Here is a 25867-nt window from a genome sequence, read left to right as displayed (position 1 = left end):
AGGTAACCATCTGGGCAGATACCGGTTTTCAAGGTATAGATAAACAGCATCCTAATACACAAATCCCAAAAAAAGGAACTCGAAAAAGACCTTTATCGCCTGAACAAAAACAAGAAAATAAAATAATCTCGGGCATCCGTATTACAGTTGAACACGCCATCGCGGGTATCAAGCGCCTCGGTTGCATGACCCAAATTTTACGGAATCGTAGACCCTTTATTGATGATACCTTCTTACTCCTTAGCGCAGGTCTTTGGAATTTCCATCTCAGAACAGCGTAAAATTTACTTCAATCACCGAAACACCCTTATTTCACTATTAAGCAACACGCTTAGAGTGTTCTCATGGACATGGTGGTTGTGGTTGTCGTTAAGTTGGCATAATAATCGCCTAGATTGAAATAAATCAGCGAGAAAATAGGCTCGCTGATTTTTTGATTACTTAATAGTGTGGTGGTGGAGTTTCTTCATTCATTGGTGCTAATGGTGATGATTGTGTGGCTTTTAATCGTTCAGTAACCAGTTGAATATGTTCTTTTAATTTAACCATTTCAAGCTGTTGTTCGACAACCACTTGATTAAGCGCTTCAATGGTGATCTCTTGAAAAGATAATTTACTTTCCAAATCCTCTAATCTTTCTTCATATTTTTTAAGTAAATCCACTTGAACCTCCTGTCGGGAGTGAAATACATAGATTAGATATTCGATATAATGCCTACTGATAAAGCCTTAGAGAAGTTTTTTCTATTATGATTTACCTGGTAACTTCTTTTTATTGGCCTGGTTTAACTATATTTAATCCCTTAACTTATTGTATTATCTCGCAGTTGATTAGCTAACACACTTTACTATGACTGATTAGGAATAATAAACATAATTGGAGAATTGAATGAAATCATTATTTAAAACAACTCTTTTAGTGACGTCTTTGTCTATGTTGCTAAATATCTCGCAAGTATTCGCTGCTAATGCAAATAAAAAATTTGATAATGAAGATCAGCGTAGCGCTTATGCATTAGGGGCTTCGCTGGGTCGTTACATGGATAATTCTTTAATGCAGCAAAAATCTATCGGTATTAATCTTGATAGGCAACAGCTTTTAGCTGGCGTGCAGGATGCGTTTATTAATAAAAGTAAACTTAGTGATCAAGAAATAGAAACAACCTTAAAAGCACTTGAAAAACAAATACAAACTGCAGCCCAGCTAAAAATGGAAGAAGAGAGTAAAAAGAATGGTAAATTGGGTGATGATTATCGAGCTAAATATCTTAAAGAAGAGAAAAGTGCAGTAAAAACAAAAAGTGGATTAATTTATAAAATTGAAAAACCAGGCCAAGGAGCAAAACCAACAGATAAAGATACTGTCGTGGTAAATTACGAAGGTCGTTTAATTGATGGCTCAGTATTTGACAGTTCTTATAAGCGTAATGAACCGTTAACAATTGCGCTTGATTCAGTGATCCCTGGTTGGACCGAAGGTTTGCAACAATTGAAAAAAGGCGGCAAAATTCAACTTATTATTCCACCAGAATTAGGTTACGGAAAATCTGCAGCAGCGGCAATTCCAGCAAATTCAACTTTGATCTTTAATGTTGAGTTATTAGATATCAAACCGGCTAAGAAATAATTGAGAGACAAAAGAGGCAGAGCTAAACTCTGCCTTTGGCTTTTTTATATATCAAGGATAGTCGAGATTTATTTATATTAATTTATGATGAGTGGCAATATAAATGCGGTAATAGAAATTGCGCATTATCAATAAATACCTCGAATATAATTTAAAGTATTTTTATAAATGTTAATATTATTCAATTTGCTTAAAGTATTATTAGCAGGTTTTTTTGTGATTTTTGTCTAAATTAAATGATTAAGTTACTTTTTTGTTTATGACCTGTGAGGCAGGCCAAAGGTCTGACACGAGATCCCTTGACGATCGGTCTTTGTGGTTTTAACGTCTTAGATTCTTTTTACCGTAAGTTTAGCGTATTGATGATTGCTAAATAAATTGCACATTAATAATAAGATCGGTGTTTACTCACATAATCGTTTAATAAAGTTTCGTCAATATGTAGAGGATGGAGTCTGAATGTCTAACCTATTATATTCTAATGATAGCTGTGATAATGATTTACTGGATGATCAACCGTTTGATGGTGTTGATTACGCGATTTTGACATCTTATGAATCGATGGTTGACGGTTTGGCTATGTTAATTGGTGGGCATTGTGAAATTGTTCTTCATTCACTTGAAGATTTAAAATGTTCAGCGGTCAGAATAGCTAATGGTGAACATACAGGCCGTAAGATTGGTTCACCAATTACCGATTTAGCTTTACGTATGCTACATGATATGACCGATATTGATTCCAGTGTATCGAAAGCTTATTTTACGCGCGCAAAAAGTGGCGCCTTAATGAAATCAGTCACTATTGCTATCCGTAATCCCAAACGGCGAGTTATTGGTTTACTTTGTATTAATATGAATTTAGATATGCCATTTTCTGAGATAGTCAAAACATTTGTGCCGGAAAAAAACCATGAAGTTGCTTCCAACGTTAATTTTGCCTCTTGTGTTGATGATCTTGTTGCTCAGGCATTGGAATTTACCATAGAAGAAGTTAATGCTGATCGCAATGTGCCAAATAATATGAAAAACAGACAAGTCGTGCTCAATTTATATGAAAAAGGAATTTTTGATATTAAAGATGCGATTAATCAGGTTGCTGATCGTTTGAATATTTCTAAGCACACTGTTTATCTCTATATACGGCAGTTTAAAAGTGGTGAGTAAATAAATGGGGGCTTCTACTTTAAATAAGCCTTTGACTTATTGCCTATTAGTGACAGAGCCTACTTATGGAACTCAGCAGGCCGCTAATGCTTGGCAATTCGCGAATGCTTTGGTTATGGAAGGACATATACTAAAAACCGTTTTTTTCTATCAAGAAGGTGTTTATAACGGTAATCAATTAATTTCACCAGCTAGTGATGAATTTAATTTACTTATAGGATGGAAAACATTAGCACAGCAGACAGGATGTCAATTGAATGTCTGCGTTGCTGCTGCATTGCGACGGGGTATTATTGATGAAACTGAAGCCAAAAATAGTCACTTACCCGGTGCTAATCTGGATGAAGATTTTGTATTGAGCGGGTTAGGTAGTTTGGCTGAGGCCATGCTTGTCTGTGATCGCACAGTTCAATTTTGAGATAAATATGAAAAAAATAGCATTTGTATTTATGAAAATACCTCATGGAACTTCAAGTGGTCGTGAAGGATTAGATGCTTTGCTCGCCGCTTCTGCATTAACTGAAAAGATTGGTGTTTTTTTTATTTCTGATGGTGTTTGCCAATTACTGGCCAAACAAAATCCGAGTAAAATCCTGGCGCGTGATTACATTTCAACCTATAAATTACTGCCATTATATGATATTAATGCCTGTTATATTTGTCAGGAAGATCTTGAAGCAAGGGGATTCTCTGCTGACAGTAGTTTTATCCTACCGGCAACAGTTATTCCTGCTGACAGGCTTAGACGTAACTTAGCAGATTATGATGTAATTCTGACTTTCTAGTTAAACAGAAGACTAACATGCTATATACCATTTCTACTTCCCCTTATTATAGTGACTTTGATTCACTAATTAGCTTATTAACGGAACAGGATGAGGTATTATTATTACAGGATGGGGTTTTGCTGGGACATAAAATCTCATCGGCTAATAAAGATAATAATTTTTTAATGCAATTAAAAGATAAAGGGATTCAAGTTTTTGTTTTACAAAATGATTTAGAAGCAAGGGGACTAATGCCATATATGTCATCTTATGTCCGTCAGATATCTTATGTTGATTTTGTGCAATTAACGGTAAAACATCCACAATATTTTGCTTGGTAATGGATGATCCTTTGTATATTTCTTGACACCTGCCTCTGTCAGCAATAAAATTTCGCGTCCTCGTGTTTTATCATGGCGATAAGCGAGGAAAATATCCGTGTTTACGAAGCAAAAACCAGGAGCTTTTTTAATGGCAACAATTAATCAGCTGGTTCGCAAACCACGTAGCTCGAAAGTTGTGAAAAGCAACGTTCCTGCACTGGAAGCTTGCCCGCAAAAACGTGGTGTATGTACTCGCGTATATACTACTACCCCTAAAAAACCTAACTCAGCATTGCGTAAAGTATGCCGTGTTCGTTTAACTAATGGTTATGAAGTGTCTTCTTACATTGGTGGTGAAGGCCATAACTTGCAAGAACACTCAGTAATCTTGATTCGTGGTGGTCGTGTTAAAGACTTACCAGGTGTGCGTTATCACACTGTCCGCGGTGCACTGGACTGTTCTGGTGTAAAAGATCGCAAACAAGGTCGTTCTAAATACGGCGCTAAGAGGCCTAAGGCTTAATGGTTTTCCGTTAAGTAAGGCCAAACATTTAATTTTTAATGTCAAAATAAACTCATAGAGTTTTGGACAACCCTGAATTTAAAAACGGAGTATATCCATGCCACGTCGTCGTGTAATTGGTCAACGTAAAATTCTACCAGATCCAAAGTTTGGATCAGAATTATTGGCTAAATTTATTAATATTTTGATGGTAGATGGTAAAAAATCTACCGCAGAAGCAATTGTATATAGTGCGCTTGAGGCCCTGGCTCAACGTGCTGGAAAAGATCATTTAGAAGCCTTTGAAATAGCTCTGGACAATGTTCGTCCAACAGTGGAAGTTAAATCACGCCGTGTTGGTGGTTCAACTTACCAGGTTCCTGTTGAAGTTCGTCCTGTCCGGCGTAATGCATTAGCAATGCGTTGGATTGTTGAAGCTGCTCGTAAACGCGGTGATAAATCGATGGCTTTGCGCTTAGCAAACGAATTATCTGATGCGGCTGAAAATAAAGGCACTGCTGTTAAAAAACGTGAAGATGTTCATCGTATGGCAGAAGCTAACAAGGCGTTTGCACACTATCGTTGGTAGCATTCGCTAGTTATGTTTCGTAAGGGTAACATGGTGTTACCCTTGTACGAATTGAACGGTCACGAGAGAGGAAAAAATGGCTCGTAAAACTCCCATTACGCGTTATCGCAACATCGGTATTAGTGCCCATATTGATGCTGGTAAGACCACAACAACTGAACGTATCCTATTTTATACTGGCGTGAGCCATAAAATTGGTGAAGTTCATGATGGCGCAGCAACGATGGACTGGATGGAGCAGGAGCAAGAGCGTGGTATTACTATCACTTCAGCTGCAACTACTGCTTTCTGGTCTGGTATGGGTAAACAGTTTGACGAACACCGTATCAACATCATTGACACACCAGGACACGTTGACTTCACTATTGAAGTAGAACGTTCTATGCGTGTTCTTGATGGTGCGGTAATGGTTTATTGTGCAGTTGGTGGTGTTCAACCACAATCTGAAACAGTTTGGCGTCAGGCAAATAAGTATCAAGTACCCCGTATCGCATTTGTTAATAAAATGGATCGTATGGGTGCTAATTTCTTGCGTGTTGTTGAACAGATTGAGTCACGTCTGGCAGCAATACCAGTTCCACTTCAGTTACCTATTGGCGCTGAAGAATCATTCACTGGTGTTATCGATTTAGTTAAAATGAAAGCAATCCAGTGGGATGATAGTGATCAAGGCGTCACTTTCGTTTATGAAGATATTCCAGCAAACTTACAAGCTCAAGCTGAAGAGTGGCATGGTAAGCTGATTGAAGCTGCGGCTGAAGCATCAGATGAGTTTATGGAAAAATATTTTGGTGGCGAAGAGCTGTCTGAAGAAGAGATCAAACAAGCATTGCGTAAGCGCGTATTGAATAATGAAATTATTTTGGTTACGTGCGGTTCAGCCTTTAAAAATAAAGGTGTACAAGCAATGCTGGATGCGGTTATTGAATATTTACCCGCACCTACTGATATTCCGGCAATTAATGGTGTCTTAACCGATGGTAAAAATACACCAGCAGAACGCCATGCAAGTGATGATGAGCCTTTTTCAGCATTAGCATTCAAAATTGCAACTGACCCATTTGTTGGTAATTTGACTTTCTTCCGGGTTTACTCTGGTGTCGTTAATTCAGGTGATACCGTTCTTAACCCAGTTAAAGATAAAAAAGAGCGTTTTGGTCGTATCGTTCAGATGCATGCTAATAAACGTGAAGAAATTAAAGAAGTCCGAGCGGGTGACATTGCTGCCGCTATCGGCCTCAAAGATGTGACTACCGGTGATACACTATGTGCTATGGATGCGCCAATTATTTTGGAGCGTATGGAATTTCCACAGCCTGTTATCTCGGTTGCTATTGAACCTAAAACTAAAGCTGACCAAGAAAAAATGGGTATTGCTTTAGGTCGTTTGGCTCAAGAAGATCCATCCTTCCGCGTGTCAACAGATGAAGAATCTGGTCAGACAATTATTGCTGGTATGGGTGAGTTGCATCTGGAAGTATTGGTTGACCGTATGCGTCGTGAATTTAAAGTTGAAGCGAACGTTGGTAAACCACAAGTAGCATACCGTGAGACTATTCGTAAGTCTGTTGAGCAGGAAGGTAAGTTTGTTCGTCAGTCTGGTGGTCGTGGTCAATTTGGTCATGTATGGATACGCGTTGAACCTTTGGAAGCAGGCCATGAAATTGGTTATGAATTCCACAACGAAATCGTTGGTGGCGTTGTACCTAAAGAGTACATACCTGCGGTGGATAAAGGCGTTCAAGAACAGATGAAAAATGGTGTTCTGGCGGGCTACCCCATTGTTGATGTCAAAGTGGCATTGTATGATGGTTCCTATCATGAGGTTGATTCCTCGGAAATGGCATTCAAAATTGCAGGTTCTGTGGCTTTCAAAGAAGGTTTCATGAAAGCAGGTCCAGTTTTACTGGAGCCAATCATGAAAGTTGAAGTTGAAACGCCTGAAGACTATATGGGTGACGTAATTGGTGACCTGAACCGTCGTCGTGGTATGATTGAAGGTATGGAAGATACAGCAACTGGTAAGACAGTTCGTGCTCAAGTACCACTATCAGAAATGTTTGGTTATGCCACAGATCTGCGTTCACAAACTCAAGGTCGTGCTTCTTACTCAATGGAATTTTTGAAGTACAATGAAGCACCAACCAATGTTGCTCAAGCAATTATTGAAGCTCGTAAAGCTAAGTAATTGGCTTTCGGTTTAACTATTTAATCTGGTTCTCTCCTATTGTTTGAGAGAACTCTATAAGGAATAGAGTCGTGTCTAAAGAAAAATTTGAACGTAAAAAACCGCACGTTAACGTTGGTACAATCGGCCACGTTGACCATGGTAAAACAACTTTAACTGCAGCAATCACCACTGTATTAGCGAAAACTTATGGCGGTAGTGCACGTGCATTTGATCAAATTGATAATGCACCAGAAGAAAAAGCGCGCGGTATCACAATTTCTACCTCTCACGTAGAATATGATACGCCAACCCGCCATTATGCCCACGTTGATTGCCCAGGCCACGCAGATTATGTAAAAAACATGATCACCGGTGCGGCACAAATGGACGGTGCAATTTTAGTGGTTGCGGCAACAGATGGTCCAATGCCACAAACACGTGAGCATATCCTATTAGGTCGCCAGGTAGGTGTTCCTTACATCATCGTTTTCCTGAACAAATGTGATATGGTAGATGATGAAGAGCTGTTGGAACTGGTTGAAATGGAAGTGCGTGAGCTTCTTTCTCAGTATGATTTCCCAGGAGACGACACGCCGGTAATCAAAGGTTCAGCATTGAAGGCGCTGGAAGGCGTTGCTGAGTGGGAAGAGAAAATTCTAGAGTTAGCGAAAGCATTAGATGACTACATTCCAGAGCCAGAGCGTGCGATAGATAAACCGTTCTTGTTGCCAATCGAAGACGTATTTTCAATCTCAGGCCGTGGAACCGTAGTAACAGGCCGTGTAGAGCGTGGTGTAGTTAAGGTTGGTGAAGAAGTTGAAATCGTCGGAATTAAAGAGACGACCAAAACGACGTGTACAGGCGTAGAAATGTTCCGCAAACTGCTGGACGAAGGTCGTGCAGGTGAGAACGTAGGTGTATTATTACGTGGTACCAAGCGTGAAGATGTAGAGCGTGGTCAAGTATTAGCAAAACCAGGTTCAATCAATCCGCATACACAATTTGAATCAGAAGTATATATTTTGAGCAAAGATGAGGGCGGTCGCCATACGCCATTCTTTAAAGGTTACCGTCCACAGTTTTATTTTAGAACGACGGATGTAACGGGCACAATCGAGTTGCCAGAAGGCGTAGAGATGGTAATGCCAGGTGATAATATCAACATGAAAGTGACGTTGATAGCGCCAATCGCGATGGATGAAGGATTGCGTTTTGCGATCCGTGAAGGTGGCCGTACAGTCGGTGCCGGTGTCGTTGCTAAAATTATTGCTTAATCTTTAGAGCAATAATTGTAAAAAGGGCATCATCTGATGCCTTTTTTATACTAGCTTGGATAACTTAAGAACCTATCTCATCAATAGTTTATATGGTAGTTTAATTATTGGTGAGATAGGCTCTGATTAAAGAATTATTGGATGTCTCTCAATAGTTGAATGTCATACTGGTTTATGGCGTAAAGTGAGATACAATAGTGGTATGTTTTATTTCGGTCAAATTTGAATTGTTTTACGAGGCAAATTGACTTTTTATTATATCATAGTAACGGGTTGATTTATGAGTGTGAATAGCGATGCTCAAGAAAGCGGACGTAGTTTTGATGTAGCAAAATGGGTATTAGTCGCGATTCTTTTAGTTATTGCTATTGTTGGTAATTATTATTTCCGACAATACAATCTTGCATTACGTGTCATAGCAGTTGTTGCTATTGCCGCGCTTGCTGGTGGCATTGCATTGTGGACAGCAAAAGGAAAAGCAACTTTAGCATTTGCTCGCGAAGCTCGTATTGAAATGCGTAAAGTCATTTGGCCAACGCGCCAGGAAACATTACAGACAACATTAATTGTTGCGGCAGTTACTGCCGTTATGGCACTAATTCTTTGGGGATTAGATGGTATACTGGTGCGTTTAGTTTCATTTATTACAGGCCTGAGGTTCTAAGATGTCTGAATCCCCTAAAAAACGCTGGTATATTATTCAAGCATTTTCTGGTTTTGAAGCTAGAGTTGCCGAGTCATTGCGTGAACATATCAAGTTGCATGATATGGAAGATAAGTTTGGTGAAGTGATGGTGCCAACCGAAGAAGTTATGGAAATTCGAAGTGGCCAACGTCGTAAAAGTGAACGAAAATTCTTTCCAGGATATGTTTTAGTTCAAATGACTATGGATGATGCTAGCTGGCATTTAGTGCGCAGTGTACCACGTGTTATGGGTTTTATTGGTGGTACACCAGATCGCCCAGCTCCTATTAGCGATAAAGAAGTTGATGCGATTATGAATCGCTTGCAGCAAGTAGGGGATAAGCCGCGACCTAAAACACTGTTTGAGCCAGGAGAAATGGTTCGTGTTAGTGATGGTCCATTTGCAGATTTCAACGGTGTGGTTGAAGAAGTTGATTATGAAAAGAGCCGTCTTAAAGTATCGGTTTCTATTTTCGGTCGCGCAACACCGGTAGAGTTAGATTTTAGTCAAGTAGAAAAAGTGTAATACACTTGACAACTTGCTAAAGGCGGGAAATTTAGCTACAATTTCGCGCTTTTATTTTTTATGGTCTGAAAATTGCACAGGTCATTATATACACAGCAGGGGAGCTTCATAATTGAAGCGACATTACCCAATTAGAGGAAATATGCATGGCTAAGAAAGTACAAGCCTATGTTAAGCTGCAAGTTGCAGCAGGCATGGCTAATCCTAGTCCTCCTGTTGGTCCAGCTTTGGGTCAGCAAGGTGTGAATATCATGGAATTTTGTAAGGCGTTTAATGCTAAGACAGATAGCTTAGAAAAAGGCTTGCCAATTCCAGTTGTAATTACTGTCTATTCAGACCGTTCATTTACATTTATAACCAAGACACCACCTGCTGCCGTATTACTGAAAAAAGCAGCGGGTGTTAAATCAGGTTCAGTTACACCAAATAAAGAGAAAGTTGGTAAAGTAACCAGCGCACAAATTCGTGAAATTGCTGAAACTAAAGCTGCGGATATGACAGGGGCTGATATTGAAGCGATGATGCGTTCAATTGAAGGTACTGCTCGTTCCATGGGCTTGGTGGTGGAGGGTTAATCAATGGCTAAACTAACCAAGCGTATGCGCAATATCCGTGAAAAGATTGATGCAACTAAACAATATGATATTACTGAAGCAATTACACTCTTGAAAGAATTAGCGACGGCTAAATTTGTAGAAAGCGTTGACGTTGCAGTTAATCTTGGTATTGATGCACGTAAATCTGATCAAAATGTTCGTGGGGCAACTGTTTTGCCGCATGGTACCGGTCGTTCTGTTCGTGTTGCGGTATTTACTCAAGGAGCAAATGCTGAAGCTGCAACAGCTGCTGGAGCTGAATTAGTTGGTATGGAAGAACTGGCTGATAAAATTAAAAAGGGTGAAATGGACTTTGATGTTGTTATTGCTTCGCCAGACGCAATGCGCATTGTTGGCCAGTTAGGTCAGATTTTAGGACCTCGTGGCTTAATGCCAAATCCTAAAGTTGGTACAGTAACGCCTAATATCGCTGAAGCGGTTCAAAATGCCAAAGCTGGTCAGATCCGTTATCGTAATGATAAAAACGGTATCATTCATACCACTATCGGTAAAGTTGATTTTGACGATAGTAAATTAAAAGAAAACCTTGAAGCACTATTGGTTGCGTTGAAAAAAGCAAAACCCTCTTCTGCTAAAGGTGTTTATATTAAGAAAATTAGCCTATCTACCACGATGGGAGCAGGAGTTGCTGTTGATCAAGCAGGATTATCTGCGTCAGCATAATTTTTGAGTATCATTTTTAGCTTTACCTTTGTGTTAAATTTGTATAGAATTCGGCGCCTTATGTTTGCTATTTCTATTTTAAACAGAAAATAGCAAACAGCTGAATTTAGGTTGGTGCCTGGCCTTATCCAGGGCCCCGTCCAAGACCTTAGGTGTAAGTGATTACTTAATATCCTACGTAGACGGTGACAGAGCCACTAAGATTAATTTCTGGATTCTGCTCACCGTATTTAACGCTCAAACATATGGGATGTTTTGAGTGATGTGAGTCCCGGGGTAACCCGGTTAATCCAGGAGCAAGAAGCTAATGGCACTAAATCTTCAAGACAAACAAGCGATTGTTGCTGAAGTCAGCGAAGTAGCCAAAGGTGCGCTGTCTGCAGTTGTCGCGGATTCTCGTGGTGTAGCTGTAGATAAAATGACTGAACTGCGTAAAGCAGGTCGCGAAGCAGGTGTTTATCTGCGTGTTGTTCGTAATACGTTGATGCGCCGTGTTGTTGAAGGTACTGCTTATGAGTGCCTCAAAGAAGCGTTTATTGGTCCAACCTTGATTGCTTTTTCTAATGAACATCCGGGCGCAGCAGCTCGTTTGTTTAAAGAATTCGCGAAAGCGAATCCAGCATTCGAGATTAAAGCAGCAGCCTTTGAAGGAGAGCTTATCCCAGCGAATCAAATCGATCGTTTGGCAACTCTTCCAACTTACGAAGAAGCAATTGCGCGTCTGATGTCAACCATGAAAGAAGCCTCTGCAGGTAAGTTGGCTTGCATTATGGCGGCACTACGCGATCAGAAAGAAGCTGCTTAAAGCTATTTCCGTTGTTGCTTTTTAACGTATAAAATATTTCTGAATTTTAGGAACCCTTGTTATGTCTGTAATAACTAAAGAACAAATTCTTGATGCAGTTGCAGAAATGTCTGTAATGGACGTTGTTGCACTGATCACTATGATGGAAGAAAAGTTTGGCGTTTCTGCTGCGGCAGCAGTCGCGGTTGCTGCACCTGGTGCAGCTGAAGCAGTTGAAGAAAAAACTGAATTTGATGTTATCTTATCTGCTATTGGTGCTAACAAAGTTGCGGTTATTAAAGCTGTTCGTACAGCAACTGGCTTAGGACTAAAAGAAGCTAAAGAAATGGTAGAATCAGCGCCAGCAACAATTAAAGAAGCAGTAAGCAAAGACGAATCTGAAACATTGAAGAAATCGCTGGAAGACGCGGGTGCTTCTGTTGAAGTTAAATAAGCTTTGCTTTAAGTTGGCAGCCTAATTTTATAGGCTGACGGCTGGTGATTTTTTAGTCACCAGCCTTTTTGCGCTATAAAGTGTATTAGGGTATCAGTAATATTTCACACTGTTTAGTTACTGAGTTATCCTTTCAATGCTTTTTGCTATTGACGACTTAATATACTGCGTTTATGACTCTGACAATTAAAGCTTGGTAGTTATATAATGCAATTAAATGATTTAAGAGTAATAGCAATAAGTATTATGGAAAATAATCTGTTTTCCGTTCCAAAAAATAGTGTTGCAGATGCTGTCCTTTAGGACGGACAGAGTGGGCCACTGATCAGCAAGCTGAGGAACCCTATGGTTTACTCCTATACCGAGAAAAAACGTATTCGTAAGGATTTTGGCAAACGTCCGCAAGTTTTGGATGTTCCTTATCTTTTATCTATCCAACTTGACTCGTTCGCTAAATTTATCGAGCAAGATTTAGAAGGTCAGAATGGGCTGGAAGCAGCATTCCGTTCTGTATTTCCAATTCAAAGCTACAGTGGCAATGCTGAATTGCAATATGTTAGCTATCGTCTTGGTGAACCTGTATTTGATGTTAAAGAATGTCAGATCCGTGGTGTCACTTATTCTGCTCCTTTACGGGTTAAACTACGCCTTGTTATTTACGAGCGTGAAGCACCAGAAGGCACAGTAAAGGATATAAAAGAGCAAGAAGTTTACATGGGTGAAATTCCACTCATGACAGATAATGGTACTTTTATTATCAATGGTACAGAGCGTGTTATTGTCTCTCAATTACATCGCAGCCCTGGTGTATTTTTTGATAGTGATAAAGGTAAAACCCATTCTTCAGGTAAGGTATTATATAATGCACGCATTATTCCTTACCGTGGTTCATGGTTAGATTTTGAATTTGATCCTAAAGATAATCTTTTCGTTCGTATTGATCGCCGTCGTAAATTACCGGCGACCATTATTCTACGTGCGATGGATTATGGTACCGAAGAAATCCTCAATCTCTTTTTTGAGAAAACGATTTTCCAAATCAGTGATAATAAACTGTTGATGACGTTGATACCTGAACGTTTACGTGGTGAAACGGCTTCTTTTGATATTGAAGCCAACGGTAAAGTCTATATTGAAAAAGGCCGCCGTATTACTGCACGTCACATTCGTCAGCTAGAAAAAGACCAAATCAGCAGTATTGAAGTACCTGTTGAGTATATTGCCGGTAAAGTGGTAGCTAGAGATTACATTGATGAAAGTACCGGCGAATTAATCTGTACAGCTAATACAGAGCTTTCTCTGGATATGTTGGCACGTCTAAGTCAAGGCGGTCATAAAACCATTGAGACCCTATTTACTAATGACTTAGATCATGGTGCATATATTTCAGAAACATTGCGTACTGATCCAACAAATGATCGTTTAAGTGCATTAGTTGAAATTTACCGTATGATGCGTCCAGGCGAGCCACCTACTCGCGAAGCGGCAGAAAATCTGTTTGAGAACTTATTCTTTTCTGAAGAACGTTATGATCTTTCCGCTGTAGGGCGCATGAAATTTAATCGCTCACTAGATCGTGAAGCAATTGAAGGCTCAAGCATCTTAAGTAAACAAGATATCATTGATGTGATGAAAAAACTCATTGGTATTCGTAACGGTAAAGGTGAAGTTGATGATATTGACCATTTAGGTAACCGTCGTATTCGTTCGGTTGGCGAAATGGCTGAAAATCAGTTCCGAGTTGGTTTAGTGCGAGTTGAGCGTGCGGTTAAAGAGCGTTTATCATTAGGTGATTTAGATGCATTAATGCCTCAGGACATGATTAACGCGAAGCCGATTTCTGCTGCGGTTAAAGAGTTTTTTGGTTCCAGCCAATTATCGCAGTTTATGGATCAGAATAACCCACTGTCTGAAATCACACATAAACGTCGTATTTCAGCATTAGGGCCAGGTGGATTAACACGTGAACGAGCTGGCTTTGAAGTTCGTGACGTACATCCAACGCACTACGGACGTGTATGTCCAATTGAAACACCTGAAGGACCAAATATCGGTTTGATTAACTCATTGTCTGTCTATGCACAAACCAATGGGTATGGTTTTTTGGAAACGCCTTATCGTTTGGTAAGAGATGTTATCGTTACTGATGAAATTCATTATTTGTCGGCGATTGAAGAAGGTAACTACATCATTGCTCAGGCGAATACTGTTTTAGATGATGATGGTCGGTTTGTTGAAGAATTAATCACTTGTCGTAATAAAGGTGAATCCAGTTTATTCAGCCAAGATCAAGTGGAATATATGGACGTTTCAACCCAGCAGGTTGTTTCTGTTGGTGCTTCATTAATTCCATTCCTTGAGCATGATGATGCAAACCGTGCATTGATGGGTGCGAACATGCAACGTCAGGCGGTACCGACGTTACGCTCAGATAAGCCATTGGTTGGAACGGGTATGGAGCGTGCCGTTGCTGTTGACTCTGGGGTAACAGCGGTAGCTAAACGTGGTGGTACCGTTCAGTATGTTGACGCTTCACGTATTGTTATCAAAGTTAATGAAGATGAAATGTATCCTGGTGAAGCCGGCATTGACATCTATAATCTGACTAAATATACGCGTTCTAATCAGAACACTTGTATTAATCAAATGCCATGTGTTTCGCTCGGTGAACCGATTGAACGCGGTGATGTTTTGGCTGATGGACCATCGACTGATTTAGGTGAATTGGCGCTTGGTCAAAATATGCGCGTGGCGTTCATGCCCTGGAATGGTTACAACTTTGAAGATTCTATTTTGGTATCTGAACGAGTAGTACAGGAAGATCGTTTTACCACCATTCATATTCAGGAATTAGCTTGTGTATCGCGTGATACTAAGTTAGGGCCAGAAGAGATTACGGCGGATATTCCTAACGTAGGTGAAGCTGCATTATCCAAATTGGATGAATCAGGTATTGTTTATATCGGTGCTGAAGTAACGGGCGGCGACATTCTGGTTGGTAAGGTAACACCGAAAGGTGAAACGCAATTAACGCCAGAAGAGAAATTGTTGCGCGCTATTTTTGGTGAAAAAGCTTCTGATGTTAAAGATTCTTCACTGCGGGTACCAAATGGGGTATCAGGAACGGTTATTGATGTACAAGTCTTTACCCGTGATGGCGTAGAGAAAGATAAACGTGCGTTAGAAATTGAAGAAATGCAGCTTCGCGATGCGAAGAAAGACTTAACTGAAGAGTTGCGTATCTTTGAAGCAGGTTTATTTGCCCGTATCCGTGCAGTACTAACTAATGGCGGTATTGAAGGTGAAAAACTGGATAAATTACCGCGTGAACGTTGGTTAGAATTATCCTTAAAGGATGAAGAAAAACAAAATCAGCTAGAGCAATTAGCTGAGCAGTATGATGAGCTGAAAGCTGAATTTGAGAAGAAGCTAGAGGCTAAACGTCGTAAGATCACTCAAGGTGATGATTTAGCGCCAGGCGTATTGAAAATCGTTAAAGTTTATTTGGCAGTAAAACGTCAAATCCAACCGGGCGATAAAATGGCCGGCCGGCATGGTAACAAAGGTGTTATTTCAAAAATTAACCCTGTTGAAGACATGCCTTACGATGAAAGTGGTAACACTGTTGATATCGTTTTGAACCCACTGGGCGTACCATCACGTATGAATATTGGTCAAATTCTGGAAACCCATTTGGGGATGGCTGCTAAAGGTATTGGTGATAAGATCAATGCCATGCTGAAACAACAGCGTGAAGTAGCCAAATTGAGAGAATTTATTCAGAAAGCTTATGACTTAGGAGATGATCCTCGTCAAAAAGTTGATCTCAGTACCTTTTCTGATGAACAAGTTCTGCGGTTAGCACATAATTTGAAGAAAGGTATGCCAATTGCGACACCGGTCTTTGATGGTGCAAAAGAAAAGGAAATCAAAGAGCTATTAACTTTAGCTGAGTTGCCGACTTCCGGTCAGATTACATTGTATGATGGTCGTACAGGCGAGAAATTTGAACGTCAGGTGACAGTTGGCTATATGTATATGCTAAAACTGAATCATCTTGTTGATGATAAAATGCATGCACGTTCAACAGGCTCCTATAGTCTGGTTACTCAACAACCGTTGGGTGGTAAAGCACAGTTTGGTGGTCAGCGTTTTGGTGAGATGGAAGTTTGGGCTCTGGAAGCATATGGCGCCGCTTACACCTTGCAAGAAATGCTTACCGTTAAATCCGATGATGTGAACGGACGTACTAAGATGTATAAAAACATCGTAGACGGCAACCATCAGATGGAACCAGGGATGCCGGAGTCTTTCAATGTATTATTGAAAGAGATCCGTTCGCTGGGTATTAACATCGAACTGGAAGACGAGTAATAAGTGATGTTGTAAAGCTTAGTCGCGACTAAGCTTTATAAATTGTTACACTGGGTTTAGGAGGAAGTGGTTAAAACCGCTTCCTCGCAGGTTTAACTCCGACAGGAGCCATTCCGTGAAAGACTTATTAAAGTTTCTGAAAGCACAGACTAAAACAGAAGAGTTTGATGCGATCAAGATTGCTCTGGCCTCTCCAGATATGATCCGTTCATGGTCATTTGGTGAAGTGAAAAAGCCAGAAACTATTAACTACCGTACGTTCAAGCCTGAGCGCGATGGTCTTTTCTGTGCACGTATTTTCGGGCCAGTTAAAGATTATGAATGTTTGTGTGGTAAATATAAACGATTAAAACACCGAGGTGTGATTTGTGAGAAATGTGGTGTTGAGGTTACTCAGACTAAAGTGCGTCGTGAACGTATGGGTCATATTGAGTTGGCTTCACCGACAGCGCATATCTGGTTTTTAAAATCATTACCGTCACGTATTGGTTTGTTACTTGATATGCCTTTGCGTGATATTGAGCGGGTACTCTACTTCGAATCTTGTGTTGTGGTCGAAGGGGGTATGACAAGCTTAGAGCGTGGACAAATCTTGACTGAAGAGCAATATCTTGATGCTTTGGAAGAGTTTGGTGATGAATTTGACGCTAAAATGGGTGCAGAAGCTATCCAATCTTTGCTAAAAAATCTCGATTTGGAGCAAGAGTGTGAAGTGCTACGTGAAGAGTTAAATACAACTAACTCTGAAACTAAGCGGAAGAAATTGACTAAGCGTATCAAACTGCTAGAAGCGTTTATTCAGTCTGGTAATAAGCCTGAGTGGATGATCCTGAATGTACTGCCGGTATTACCGCCGGATTTGCGTCCGCTTGTTCCGCTAGATGGTGGTCGCTTTGCAACTTCTGATTTAAATGATTTATATCGTCGCGTTATTAACCGTAACAATCGTTTAAAGCGTCTATTGGATTTGGCTGCGCCTGATATCATTGTACGTAATGAAAAACGAATGCTACAAGAAGCGGTTGACGCACTGCTGGATAATGGACGTCGTGGACGTGCGATTACTGGTTCAAATAAACGTCCGCTGAAATCTTTGGCCGATATGATCAAAGGTAAGCAAGGTCGTTTCCGTCAGAACTTACTGGGTAAGCGTGTTGATTACTCAGGTCGTTCTGTTATCACGGTTGGTCCTTATCTTCGCTTGCACCAATGTGGTTTGCCGAAGAGAATGGCATTAGAATTATTTAAGCCATTTATTTATGGTAAATTGGAATTACGTGGATTAGCGACAACGATCAAAGCAGCCAAGAAGATGGTTGAGCGTGAAGAAGCTGTCGTTTGGGATATTCTCGATGAAGTGATTCGTGAACATCCGGTGATGCTAAACCGTGCTCCAACGCTGCATCGTCTTGGTATTCAGGCGTTTGAGCCTATTTTGATTGAAGGTAAAGCAATCCAATTACACCCACTTGTGTGTGCTGCTTATAACGCTGACTTTGACGGTGACCAGATGGCTGTTCACGTCCCGTTAACTTTAGAAGCGCAGTTAGAAGCGCGTGCCTTAATGATGTCGACAAATAATATTTTGTCGCCAGCCAGTGGTGAACCTATCATAGTACCTTCTCAAGACGTGGTACTTGGTTTGTACTATATGACACGTGATTGTGTAAATGCTGAAGGTGAAGGCATGGTATTGTCTGGCCCGAAAGAAGCTGAGCGGGTTTACCGTGCAGGCTTAGCATCATTACATGCTCGCATTAAAGTCCGTATTATAGAAGAAGTCCGTGATGGTGAAGGTAATGTTGAGGTTGCAACTCAGTTAGTTGATACCACAATTGGTCGCGCTATCTTGTGGATGATTGTACCTAAAGGCCTGCCATACTCATTGGTTAATCAGCCGTTGGGTAAAAAAGCAATTTCTAAAATGCTTAATACTTGTTACCGGGTTTTAGGTTTAAAACCAACCGTTATCTTTGCCGACCAGATCATGTACACCGGTTTTGCTTATGCAGCTCGTTCTGGTGCTTCTGTTGGTATTGATGATATGGTAATACCAGAGAAGAAAGCCAGTATTATTGCTGAAGCTGAAGCTGAGGTTGCTGAAATTCAAGAACAGTTCCAATCAGGTCTGGTTACTGCGGGCGAACGTTATAACAAAGTTATTGACATTTGGGCTGCGGCTAATGAGCGTGTCGCAAAAGCGATGATGGAGAATTTATCCACAGAAACCGTTGTTAACCGTGATGGCCAAGACGAACAACAAGTTTCGTTTAACAGCATCTTTATGATGGCTGACTCTGGAGCACGTGGTTCTGCCGCACAGATCCGTCAGTTAGCGGGTATGCGTGGTTTGATGGCGAAGCCGGATGGTTCAATTATCGAGACACCGATCACCGCTAACTTCCGTGAAGGTTTGAACGTATTACAATACTTCATTTCAACTCACGGTGCACGTAAAGGTCTAGCCGATACCGCCTTGAAGACAGCAAACTCAGGTTATTTAACCCGTCGTTTAGTTGATGTTGCACAAGATCTGGTTGTCACTGAGGATGATTGTGGTACCCACGACGGTATTTTAATGACACCAGTTATTGAAGGTGGTGACGTTAAAGAACCTTTACGCGAACGTGTCTTGGGTCGAGTCACCGCGGAAGATATATTAGTACCTGGTACAGCGGACATTTTAATACCGCGTAACGCCTTATTAAGTGAAAAATGGTGTGATGAACTGGAAGCTAACTCTGTTGATAGCGTAAAAGTACGCTCTGTTGTAAGTTGTGAAACTGACTTTGGTGTTTGTGCGAAATGTTATGGACGTGATTTAGCGCGGGGTCATATCATCAATAAAGGTGAAGCTGTTGGTGTTATTGCTGCTCAATCAATCGGTGAGCCTGGCACACAGTTGACAATGCGTACATTCCATATTGGTGGTGCGGCATCACGTGCTGCTGCGGAATCGAGTATTCAGGTACGTAACAAAGGTAATATCAAGCTAGTTAATGCTAAGTTTGTAAAAAACTCTGAAGGTCACTTGGTTATCACTTCTCGTAATACAGAATTGCGAGTGGTAGATGAATTTGGTCGAACCAAAGAAAGCTATAAAGTTCCTTACGGTGCACACCTGAATAAAGGTGATGGTGATGGCGTTAATGGTGGTGAAACCGTTGCTAACTGGGATCCACATACCATGCCGGTTATCAGTGAAGTTGCGGGTATTATTCGTTTCTCTGATATGGCAGATGGACAATCTATTATACGTCAGACAGATGAGCTAACGGGTTTATCATCAATTGTTGTGCTCGATACAGCTGAGCGTACTGCGGGTAGTAAAGATTTGCGTCCTGCATTGCGTGTTGCTGATGCGAAAGGCAATGATGTATTAATTCCGGGTACTGATATGCCAGCGCAATATTTCTTGCCTGGTAAAGCGATTGTTCAATTGGATGATGGTGCAACAATTAATATTGGTGATACCTTAGCTCGTATTCCACAAGAATCGGGCGGTACTAAGGATATTACTGGTGGTTTACCACGGGTTGCTGATCTATTCGAAGCACGTCGACCAAAAGAGCCGGCTATTTTGGCTGAAATTAGCGGTATTATTTCTTTTGGTAAGGAAACTAAAGGTAAGCGTCGCCTAGTTATCACACCGATAGATGGTGATGATGCATACGAAGAGATGATCCCTAAATGGCGTCAGCTTAATGTCTTTGAAGGTGAGCGAGTTGAGCGTGGTGATGTGATTTCTGATGGTCCGGAATCACCGCATGATATTTTACGTTTGCGTGGAGCGCATGCTGTTGCTCGTTATATCACCAATGAAGTCCAAGAAGTTTATCGTCTACAAGGCGTTAAAATTAACGATAAGCATATTGAAGTTATCGTTCGTCAGATGTTACGTAAAGTCACAATTGTTGATGCTGGTAGCTCTGAATTCTTGGAAGGTGAACAAGTAGAGTATGCACGCGTTAAAGTAGCTAATCGTAAATTAGAGCAAGATGGAAAAGTACCTGCTACCTTCAGTCGTGATCTGCTAGGTATTACCAAAGCGTCTCTGGCGACAGAGTCCTTTATCTCAGCAGCGTCATTCCAGGAAACAACACGTGTGCTTACTGAAGCTGCGGTGGCTGGAAAACGTGATGAACTTCGTGGTTTGAAGGAGAACGTCATCGTTGGTCGTCTAATTCCTGCCGGTACAGGTTATGCATATCACCAAGATCGGATGCGTCGTCGTCATATGGTTAACGAACCTGTTGAATCATCACAAGTTAGCGCTGATGAGGCAACGGCTAATTTGGCAGAATTGCTAAATGCGGGTTTTGGTAACCGAGACCATGAATAATGCAGCTTGATCTGTAAAAAATGCCCTCATAACGAGGGCATTTTTATAGCTATATTATGGAGAAAATTAAATAATGACACGCTGTCGTTTTATTACTTTATATATATTGAGTATTTTTATTTCTTTTTTTCTCAGTTTTCCACTTTATGCGGAAAACAGCATGGTTCCATTGTTAGAAAAACGTCTTGATGCTCATTTAAACAAACCAATGAAAGTTAGCCAGGATAGTGTGATTTATGCGGTAGTGGGAGGAAAAATACGGCCAGCTGGTTGGTTATTGAAAAATTCGGTTTTACTTATGCAACCGGCGAAAAATAATTTTTACCGTTTTCATTTTGGCAATAGTGTTGGTTATATTACTCAGCAACAAGCTTTTGAGGCCAAAAAAAATCAGTTTCCGGCTGATACATTAAAACAATTAGATCAGCCAGTTTATGACTATTTAGTGACCACTGAAAAAACGCCTATCTATGAAAATACAGATGAGAAAAGCACAGTTATTGGTTTTCTGTCCGCCAATTTACGTTATCCAGTACTAAGTCGAATAGCGAAGAAAGTTGAGTTTGACTCATCATCCATGAGTTCTTGGTTTATTATTGATCTTGGTGGTAGACTGGCTTTTATTGATGGTCAAGATGTTTCATTAGATAAAGGGATCCCAATTCTCACCTATCATCATTTACTTCCTGATAATGAAAATAAATTATTTCGCCATACTTCAACAACTACTTCGGTAACAGCTTTTAAAGCTCAAATGGATTACTTAAAACAAGCGGGTTATCAGACAATTACCTTGGATGAAGTTGATGGTTATTTAAAGAAAAAAATTAATTTGCCGGGTAAGGTAGTCAGTATAACTTTTGATGATGGCTTAAAATCGGTTTATCGTTATGCTTATCCAATCTTGAAAGCGCATGCGCAGCTAGCAACGCTTTTTGTTATCTCCTCGCGGATTAAATTTCATGATCAAAAATGGGATCCGAGTGGTTTACAATTTATGAATAGAGATGAGTTGAAAAACAGTCGCGATGTCTTTGATTATTCAATCTCACTCCCATTTTCTGCATAGATTAGATAATAAAAATCAACCGATTATTTTTAGCCGATCTTATCGTACAGTAAAACTTGATTTTGCCCATTCTCGTCGTGTATTAGCGCCATTTAATCCCTTTCAACGTTACTTGGCATATCCTTTTGGTGCCTATAATGGACAGGTCATGGATGCGGCAAAAGCTGTTGGAATGATGTTGGCGCTGACGACTATTCAAGGTAAAGTGAAACTGGGTGATAATCCGTATGCCTTGAAACGATTATATGCCTTGCGGAATGATCCAATGGAAAAATTTGCCCAAATGGTGGGCAATGGCGAGCAACAAATTATTAATAAAGACATTATTGTTGATCAATAAAGACTCATTATGTAGGTATCACTATAGGTAAGATCATAGCTAGGCAAATTTTTATTCTATTTAGTTGCTAGAAAAAAAGGAATTAAAAATTAACCATTTGATCGAGTAGACCCGCTATCACCACCGATTAAGGTGGTGTTTTACTAACGGCCTAAATGGTGATCCCAATCTTTCCAGACGGGTTGGAGTCCAGCATTGATAATAACCTTAGTCATGGTTTCAGCGCTGCGATTATCATAGACAGTAAATTGCTCTAGGGTTTGATGATTGTCAGCATAACCACCGGGTTGAGTCTTTGAACCAGCGCTAAGCGTATTGATAACCAGTGGAATAATATTATCACGGAAAAAAGGAGATTCACGGGTTGATAATGAAAGCTCAACTTCGGGTGCCAATAAACGGAAAGCGCAAATTAATTGAATTAATTCTGCTTCGTGGATGGTTGATGCTGGCTGAATACCCCCTATACAAGCGCGTATTCGGGGGAAAGAAATAGAGTAACGGCTTTTCCAATATTTTTTGCAGATAAGATAGATGATTTGCGACGAAATAATAGTCAACTCGCCAATTATTGGATAATCCGATTAGTGCACCTAAACCGATTTTATCAATACCGGCCTGGCCAAGGCGATCCGGTGTTTCTAGACGCCAAAAAAAATCTTGTTTTTTCCCCCGTAAATGGTGCTGATGATAAGTTTCCTGGTAAACCAGTACACCATCTAAGCCAATTGCTTTCAATTCCCTATATTCTGTAATTGTTAATGGCTGAACCTCCATCAATAGCGTACTGAAATATTTTTTAATTAATGGAATATATTGGCGAAAATAATTCATCCCCACTTTGCTTGGATGTTCACCGGTTACCAGCAAGAGATTATTGTATCCAATGGAACGTAGCGCTTCGCATTCTGCAATAATTTCTGTTTCGTTAAGTGTTTTTCGTTTGATTGGGTTGTGCATGGAAAAACCACAATAAGTACAATTATTAGCACACATGTTAGACAGGTAGAGCGGTACATAAAGACCAACAGTATTGCCAAAGCGCTGGCGGGTTAATTTTTGCGCTTTTTGAGCGATAACTTCCAGATAGGGGTAGGCAGCGGGTGAAATGAGAGCCATAAAATCATTCAGGGACGGTCTGTCTGAGCAAATCGCTTTTTCAACCTCTTGAGCCGATTTGCTATTAATTTGTATCGCTAGTTGCTGCCAATCAAGTTGCTGATAAATTTCAGTAAAAGCCGTCATTATTGTAATGCCTCGAGGAATTGAGTTAAAGGGCTACTGGATGTCGCTCGATGCTGCTGTGCCGCGAGGCCAGCCGCTTGTACTATCTCACCTACTTCAGTGGCAATGCGAAAAGCGTGAGCCATTGCAACAGGATCATTAGCAACGGCAATGGCGGTATTTACCAGTACAGCATCGGCTCCCATTTCCAAAGCGGTTAATGCATGACTGGGTGCTCCGAGCCCTGCATCGACAATAACTGGGATAGAGGCTTGTTCAATAATAATTTGTAGAAAATCGTAGGTAATTAATCCTTTATTGCTACCGATAGGTGCGCCAAGCGGCATCACAGCAGCGCAACCTACCTCCTCTAAACGCCGGCACAAGACAGGATCGGCACTACAATAAGGTAAAACAATAAAACCTTCTTTTACCAATAGTTCAGCCGCTTTTAGCGTCTCAATCGGATCGGGTAATAAGTATTTTGTATCGGGGTGGATCTCAAGTTTTACCCAATTTGTGGCTAAGGCTTCACGTGCTAGACGAGCGGCAAATAAAGCTTCTTGGGCATTTTTAGCACCAGAAGTATTAGGTAATAATTTAACGCCGATTTTTTGTAATGGCGCCAAAATATCATCATTTTTATTTATTAAATCAAGCCGCTTCATCGCCATAGTGACTAACTGACTGCCAGAAGCTTGTATAGCTTGGGTCATCAATGATGAATTAGCGAATTTTCTGCTACCAATAAATAAACGTGATTGAAAAACAGTATCAGCAATTTTTAACATAAATTAGCCTCGGCAATGGCCTGGAATAGCAAGATCTTATCTTGGTGGTTAATATAGTGATGGTTCCAATCTTCACGGGGAATAATGATCTGATTAATTGCTATTGCAATACCTGATGCGTTAAGTTTCAGATGATCAAATAATTGGCTGATTGTGATCGCACTATTAAGTTCGATCAGTCGATCATTTAGCATAATGTGCATATTTATCTCCTGGTTCCACAAACTAAACAGCTTTTTGCTTTGCTAAGTTGCAAGGTATGCCAATTGTGTTGTTTGCCATCGAATAATTTCAGTTTTCCATTGAGAGAAGAAGGTAAATTGATTAATAATTTAATCGCCTCTAAGGCTTGCAGAGTGCCGATAACGCCAACAATCGGTCCGACAACTCCTGCTGTGCGGCAGTTTTGATAGGGTTCATTGGTATCAGGATAAAGGCAAGCATAGCAGCCTTGGTTATAGGGAGGTTCAAGCACTAACAGTTGACCATTGAACCCTACTGCACTACCACTAATGAGTGGTTTTTTTTCTGCCACACAAGCTGCATTAATTGCCTGGCGGGTTGACATATTATCAGTACAATCCAATACCAGATCCGTATTACGGACAAGTGGACGGAGAGAATGATAATGTTGTTTGGTGTTAAATGTTTTCACCTTGATTTGTGGATTGAGCTGATTAAGCTGTTTTGCTGCTAATGTGACTTTAAGCTGAGAAACATCCTGCGTATGGTAAAGAATTTGTCGTTGCAGGTTGGAAATATGTAGTTTATCGCTATCGGCCAACCAGAGTTCGCCGATACCGGCCGCCGCTAAATAAAGTGCCGCTGGTGAACCCAGTCCCCCCAATCCCACAATAAGCACTTTGCTCATTGTTAATTTTTGTTGTCCTTTATTACCGATTTCTTCAAGTAATAGTTGGCTGCTATAGCGCATAAAAATAGCATCATCAAGCATCAATCATTTCCTTACCTTCGATGAGATAGAGTAACTGAGCAACAACTTTGCGCCAGTCAGTCGATTTGGTGATCGCACTAACCCACGAGTTTCGCAGAAAACTAATTTGGGTACGCTAATAAAACACGGATGTGCTCAGCAATAGCATTTTTGATTACGTCCCAATTTTGTTGATAAAGGGTTATTTTTTCAGATATACGACGTTTATTTTGTTCAAACCACGCAGAAATAGCGAGAAAAATATGATTTCTTTGCGCTCGGCTCGTGCGAGCCTGACAGCGTTCAATACCACAATTTTGTTTAACTTCTCGATGATAAACTTCAACAGACCAACGGGCATCCATGATAGATTTGACGTATTCACGGGTGGGATTCTCTTTGTTTGTTACTAAAAGCGTGTTGCTTAATAGTGAAATAAGGGTGTTTCGGTGATTGAAGTAAATTTTACGCTGTTCTGAGATGGAAATTCCAAAGACCTGCGCTAAGGAGTAAGAAGGTATCATCAATAAAGGGTCTACGATTCCGTAAAATTTGGGTCATGCAACCGAGGCGCTTGATACCCGCGATGGCGTGTTCAACTGTAATACGGATGCCCGAGATTATTTTATTTTCTTGTTTTTGTTCAGG

General features: G+C 40.5%; 26 protein-coding genes and 1 pseudogene. 20 read left to right on the top strand and 7 right to left on the bottom strand.

Going from position 1 to position 25867, the window contains the following annotated elements:
* On the top strand, nt 1-281 hold a 281-nt coding region (locus tag CBG25_RS02830; RefSeq protein ID WP_290603775.1), incomplete at its 5' end, for a transposase family protein.
* 160 nt (nt 282-441) lie between these two features.
* Here CBG25_RS02830 and CBG25_RS02825 read toward each other — a convergent pair.
* A complete protein-coding gene (locus CBG25_RS02825; RefSeq protein WP_290604383.1) occupies nt 442-663 on the bottom strand; it encodes a SlyX family protein in 222 nt (73 codons plus the stop codon).
* A gap of 226 nt (nt 664-889) precedes the next feature.
* Here CBG25_RS02825 and fkpA point away from each other — a divergent pair, with 226 nt between their 5' ends.
* From fkpA to CBG25_RS02730, 19 genes are all read left to right on the top strand, one after another.
* Nucleotides 890-1627: an FKBP-type peptidyl-prolyl cis-trans isomerase gene (fkpA, locus tag CBG25_RS02820; protein WP_290604381.1), complete on the top strand. Its 738-nt coding sequence runs from the start codon at nt 890-892 to the stop codon at nt 1625-1627.
* 459 nt (nt 1628-2086) lie between these two features.
* Nucleotides 2087-2791, top strand: a complete 705-nt coding sequence (locus CBG25_RS02815) for a transcriptional regulator (RefSeq protein ID WP_032116377.1) — start codon at nt 2087-2089, stop codon at nt 2789-2791.
* A 4-nt stretch (nt 2792-2795) separates the two neighbouring features.
* Complete coding sequence (tusD, locus tag CBG25_RS02810) at nt 2796-3209, top strand: sulfurtransferase complex subunit TusD (protein WP_290604377.1); 414 nt, start codon at nt 2796-2798, stop codon at nt 3207-3209.
* A gap of 7 nt (nt 3210-3216) precedes the next feature.
* Nucleotides 3217-3576 carry a sulfurtransferase complex subunit TusC gene (tusC, locus tag CBG25_RS02805; RefSeq protein WP_290604375.1) on the top strand — a complete coding sequence of 120 codons (360 nt, stop codon included), beginning with the start codon at nt 3217-3219 and terminating at the stop codon, nt 3574-3576.
* A 17-nt stretch (nt 3577-3593) separates the two neighbouring features.
* Nucleotides 3594-3899 carry a sulfurtransferase complex subunit TusB gene (gene tusB / locus CBG25_RS02800; protein ID WP_290604373.1) on the top strand — a complete coding sequence of 102 codons (306 nt, stop codon included), beginning with the start codon at nt 3594-3596 and terminating at the stop codon, nt 3897-3899.
* A 130-nt stretch (nt 3900-4029) separates the two neighbouring features.
* Nucleotides 4030-4404 carry a 30S ribosomal protein S12 gene (rpsL, locus tag CBG25_RS02795; protein WP_119711948.1) on the top strand — a complete coding sequence of 125 codons (375 nt, stop codon included), beginning with the start codon at nt 4030-4032 and terminating at the stop codon, nt 4402-4404.
* A gap of 97 nt (nt 4405-4501) precedes the next feature.
* Entirely contained in the window at nt 4502-4972 is a 471-nt protein-coding gene (gene rpsG / locus CBG25_RS02790) for a 30S ribosomal protein S7 (protein ID WP_026822991.1), read from the top strand.
* Nucleotides 4973-5048: 76 nt separating this feature from the next.
* The gene (gene fusA / locus CBG25_RS02785) at nt 5049-7160 is read left to right on the top strand and encodes an elongation factor G (RefSeq protein WP_290604368.1); all 2112 of its coding nucleotides are present in this window, start codon (nt 5049-5051) and stop codon (nt 7158-7160) included.
* A gap of 71 nt (nt 7161-7231) precedes the next feature.
* Nucleotides 7232-8416, top strand: coding sequence for an elongation factor Tu (gene tuf, locus CBG25_RS02780; protein WP_032116381.1), 1185 nt, complete (start codon nt 7232-7234; stop codon nt 8414-8416).
* Between the two features lie 280 nt (nt 8417-8696).
* A complete protein-coding gene (gene secE / locus CBG25_RS02775; protein WP_290604365.1) occupies nt 8697-9080 on the top strand; it encodes a preprotein translocase subunit SecE in 384 nt (127 codons plus the stop codon).
* A 1-nt stretch (nt 9081) separates the two neighbouring features.
* Nucleotides 9082-9627: a transcription termination/antitermination protein NusG gene (gene nusG / locus CBG25_RS02770; RefSeq protein WP_290604363.1), complete on the top strand. Its 546-nt coding sequence runs from the start codon at nt 9082-9084 to the stop codon at nt 9625-9627.
* A gap of 146 nt (nt 9628-9773) precedes the next feature.
* Nucleotides 9774-10202: a 50S ribosomal protein L11 gene (rplK, locus tag CBG25_RS02765; RefSeq protein ID WP_290604361.1), complete on the top strand. Its 429-nt coding sequence runs from the start codon at nt 9774-9776 to the stop codon at nt 10200-10202.
* Between the two features lie 3 nt (nt 10203-10205).
* Entirely contained in the window at nt 10206-10907 is a 702-nt protein-coding gene (gene rplA / locus CBG25_RS02760) for a 50S ribosomal protein L1 (protein WP_032116419.1), read from the top strand.
* A 307-nt stretch (nt 10908-11214) separates the two neighbouring features.
* Nucleotides 11215-11712 (top strand): 50S ribosomal protein L10, encoded by a 498-nt coding sequence (rplJ, locus tag CBG25_RS02755; protein ID WP_290604358.1) that lies wholly within the window; start codon nt 11215-11217, stop codon nt 11710-11712.
* Between the two features lie 61 nt (nt 11713-11773).
* Complete coding sequence (rplL, locus tag CBG25_RS02750; RefSeq protein WP_032116421.1) at nt 11774-12145, top strand: 50S ribosomal protein L7/L12; 372 nt, start codon at nt 11774-11776, stop codon at nt 12143-12145.
* A gap of 345 nt (nt 12146-12490) precedes the next feature.
* On the top strand, nt 12491-16519 hold the full coding sequence (rpoB, locus tag CBG25_RS02745) for a DNA-directed RNA polymerase subunit beta (protein ID WP_290604357.1): 4029 nt from the start codon (nt 12491-12493) through the stop codon (nt 16517-16519).
* A gap of 115 nt (nt 16520-16634) precedes the next feature.
* Nucleotides 16635-20861: a DNA-directed RNA polymerase subunit beta' gene (rpoC, locus tag CBG25_RS02740; RefSeq protein WP_290604355.1), complete on the top strand. Its 4227-nt coding sequence runs from the start codon at nt 16635-16637 to the stop codon at nt 20859-20861.
* Nucleotides 20862-21021: 160 nt separating this feature from the next.
* On the top strand, nt 21022-21930 hold the full coding sequence (locus CBG25_RS02735) for a polysaccharide deacetylase family protein (protein WP_290604353.1): 909 nt from the start codon (nt 21022-21024) through the stop codon (nt 21928-21930).
* The gene (locus tag CBG25_RS02730) at nt 21890-22270 is read left to right on the top strand and encodes a hypothetical protein (protein ID WP_290604351.1); all 381 of its coding nucleotides are present in this window, start codon (nt 21890-21892) and stop codon (nt 22268-22270) included. The genes CBG25_RS02735 and CBG25_RS02730 overlap by 41 nt, the downstream gene beginning before the upstream one ends.
* Nucleotides 22271-22413: 143 nt before the next feature.
* On the opposite strand, the pseudogene thiH reads toward CBG25_RS02730, so the two are convergent.
* The 6 genes and pseudogenes from thiH to CBG25_RS02700 form a co-directional block, all read right to left on the bottom strand.
* Nucleotides 22414-23518 (bottom strand): annotated as a pseudogene (thiH, locus tag CBG25_RS02725) (2-iminoacetate synthase ThiH).
* Nucleotides 23515-24285 carry a thiazole synthase gene (locus CBG25_RS02720; RefSeq protein WP_290604348.1) on the bottom strand — a complete coding sequence of 257 codons (771 nt, stop codon included), beginning with the start codon at nt 24283-24285 and terminating at the stop codon, nt 23515-23517. The pseudogene thiH and the gene CBG25_RS02720 overlap by 4 nt, the downstream one beginning before the upstream one ends.
* On the bottom strand, nt 24279-24488 hold the full coding sequence (gene thiS / locus CBG25_RS02715; protein ID WP_290604347.1) for a sulfur carrier protein ThiS: 210 nt from the start codon (nt 24486-24488) through the stop codon (nt 24279-24281). Before thiS ends, CBG25_RS02720 begins: the two co-directional genes overlap by 7 nt.
* Before the next feature lie 2 nt (nt 24489-24490).
* Nucleotides 24491-25240, bottom strand: a complete 750-nt coding sequence (locus CBG25_RS02710) for a HesA/MoeB/ThiF family protein (RefSeq protein WP_290604345.1) — start codon at nt 25238-25240, stop codon at nt 24491-24493.
* A gap of 101 nt (nt 25241-25341) precedes the next feature.
* Entirely contained in the window at nt 25342-25743 is a 402-nt protein-coding gene (locus CBG25_RS02705; RefSeq protein ID WP_290604343.1) for a transposase, read from the bottom strand.
* Nucleotides 25685-25867: transposase family protein (locus tag CBG25_RS02700; protein ID WP_366212660.1), on the bottom strand; the 183-nt coding region annotated here is incomplete at its 5' end. The genes CBG25_RS02705 and CBG25_RS02700, both read right to left, overlap by 59 nt.

It is taken from the genome of Arsenophonus sp. ENCA, from assembly GCF_002287155.1.
GTDB classification, from domain to species: Bacteria; Pseudomonadota; Gammaproteobacteria; order Enterobacterales; family Enterobacteriaceae; genus Arsenophonus; species Arsenophonus nilaparvatae.
Note: the sequence above shows the minus strand (reverse complement) of the source record. Positions and strands in the feature narration are given on the sequence as shown.

Excerpts from the sequence above, each read along its gene's own strand:
- fkpA (WP_290604381.1), top strand. The coding sequence starts at position 890 with ATGAAATCATTATTTAAAACAACTCTTTTAGTGACGTCTTTGTCTATG.
- CBG25_RS02815 (WP_032116377.1), top strand. The coding sequence starts at position 2,087 with ATGTCTAACCTATTATATTCTAATGATAGCTGTGATAATGATTTACTG.
- tusD (WP_290604377.1), top strand. The coding sequence starts at position 2,796 with ATGGGGGCTTCTACTTTAAATAAGCCTTTGACTTATTGCCTATTAGTG.
- tusC (WP_290604375.1), top strand. The coding sequence starts at position 3,217 with ATGAAAAAAATAGCATTTGTATTTATGAAAATACCTCATGGAACTTCA.
- tusB (WP_290604373.1), top strand. The coding sequence starts at position 3,594 with ATGCTATATACCATTTCTACTTCCCCTTATTATAGTGACTTTGATTCA.
- rpsL (WP_119711948.1), top strand. The coding sequence starts at position 4,030 with ATGGCAACAATTAATCAGCTGGTTCGCAAACCACGTAGCTCGAAAGTT.
- rpsG (WP_026822991.1), top strand. The coding sequence starts at position 4,502 with ATGCCACGTCGTCGTGTAATTGGTCAACGTAAAATTCTACCAGATCCA.
- fusA (WP_290604368.1), top strand. The coding sequence starts at position 5,049 with ATGGCTCGTAAAACTCCCATTACGCGTTATCGCAACATCGGTATTAGT.
- secE (WP_290604365.1), top strand. The coding sequence starts at position 8,697 with ATGAGTGTGAATAGCGATGCTCAAGAAAGCGGACGTAGTTTTGATGTA.
- nusG (WP_290604363.1), top strand. The coding sequence starts at position 9,082 with ATGTCTGAATCCCCTAAAAAACGCTGGTATATTATTCAAGCATTTTCT.
- rplK (WP_290604361.1), top strand. The coding sequence starts at position 9,774 with ATGGCTAAGAAAGTACAAGCCTATGTTAAGCTGCAAGTTGCAGCAGGC.
- rplA (WP_032116419.1), top strand. The coding sequence starts at position 10,206 with ATGGCTAAACTAACCAAGCGTATGCGCAATATCCGTGAAAAGATTGAT.
- rplJ (WP_290604358.1), top strand. The coding sequence starts at position 11,215 with ATGGCACTAAATCTTCAAGACAAACAAGCGATTGTTGCTGAAGTCAGC.
- rplL (WP_032116421.1), top strand. The coding sequence starts at position 11,774 with ATGTCTGTAATAACTAAAGAACAAATTCTTGATGCAGTTGCAGAAATG.
- rpoB (WP_290604357.1), top strand. The coding sequence starts at position 12,491 with ATGGTTTACTCCTATACCGAGAAAAAACGTATTCGTAAGGATTTTGGC.
- CBG25_RS02735 (WP_290604353.1), top strand. The coding sequence starts at position 21,022 with ATGGTTCCATTGTTAGAAAAACGTCTTGATGCTCATTTAAACAAACCA.
- CBG25_RS02730 (WP_290604351.1), top strand. The coding sequence starts at position 21,890 with ATGTCTTTGATTATTCAATCTCACTCCCATTTTCTGCATAGATTAGAT.
- CBG25_RS02720 (WP_290604348.1), bottom strand. The coding sequence starts at position 24,285 with ATGTTAAAAATTGCTGATACTGTTTTTCAATCACGTTTATTTATTGGT.
- thiS (WP_290604347.1), bottom strand. The coding sequence starts at position 24,488 with ATGCACATTATGCTAAATGATCGACTGATCGAACTTAATAGTGCGATC.
- CBG25_RS02710 (WP_290604345.1), bottom strand. The coding sequence starts at position 25,240 with ATGCTTGATGATGCTATTTTTATGCGCTATAGCAGCCAACTATTACTT.
- CBG25_RS02705 (WP_290604343.1), bottom strand. The coding sequence starts at position 25,743 with ATGATACCTTCTTACTCCTTAGCGCAGGTCTTTGGAATTTCCATCTCA.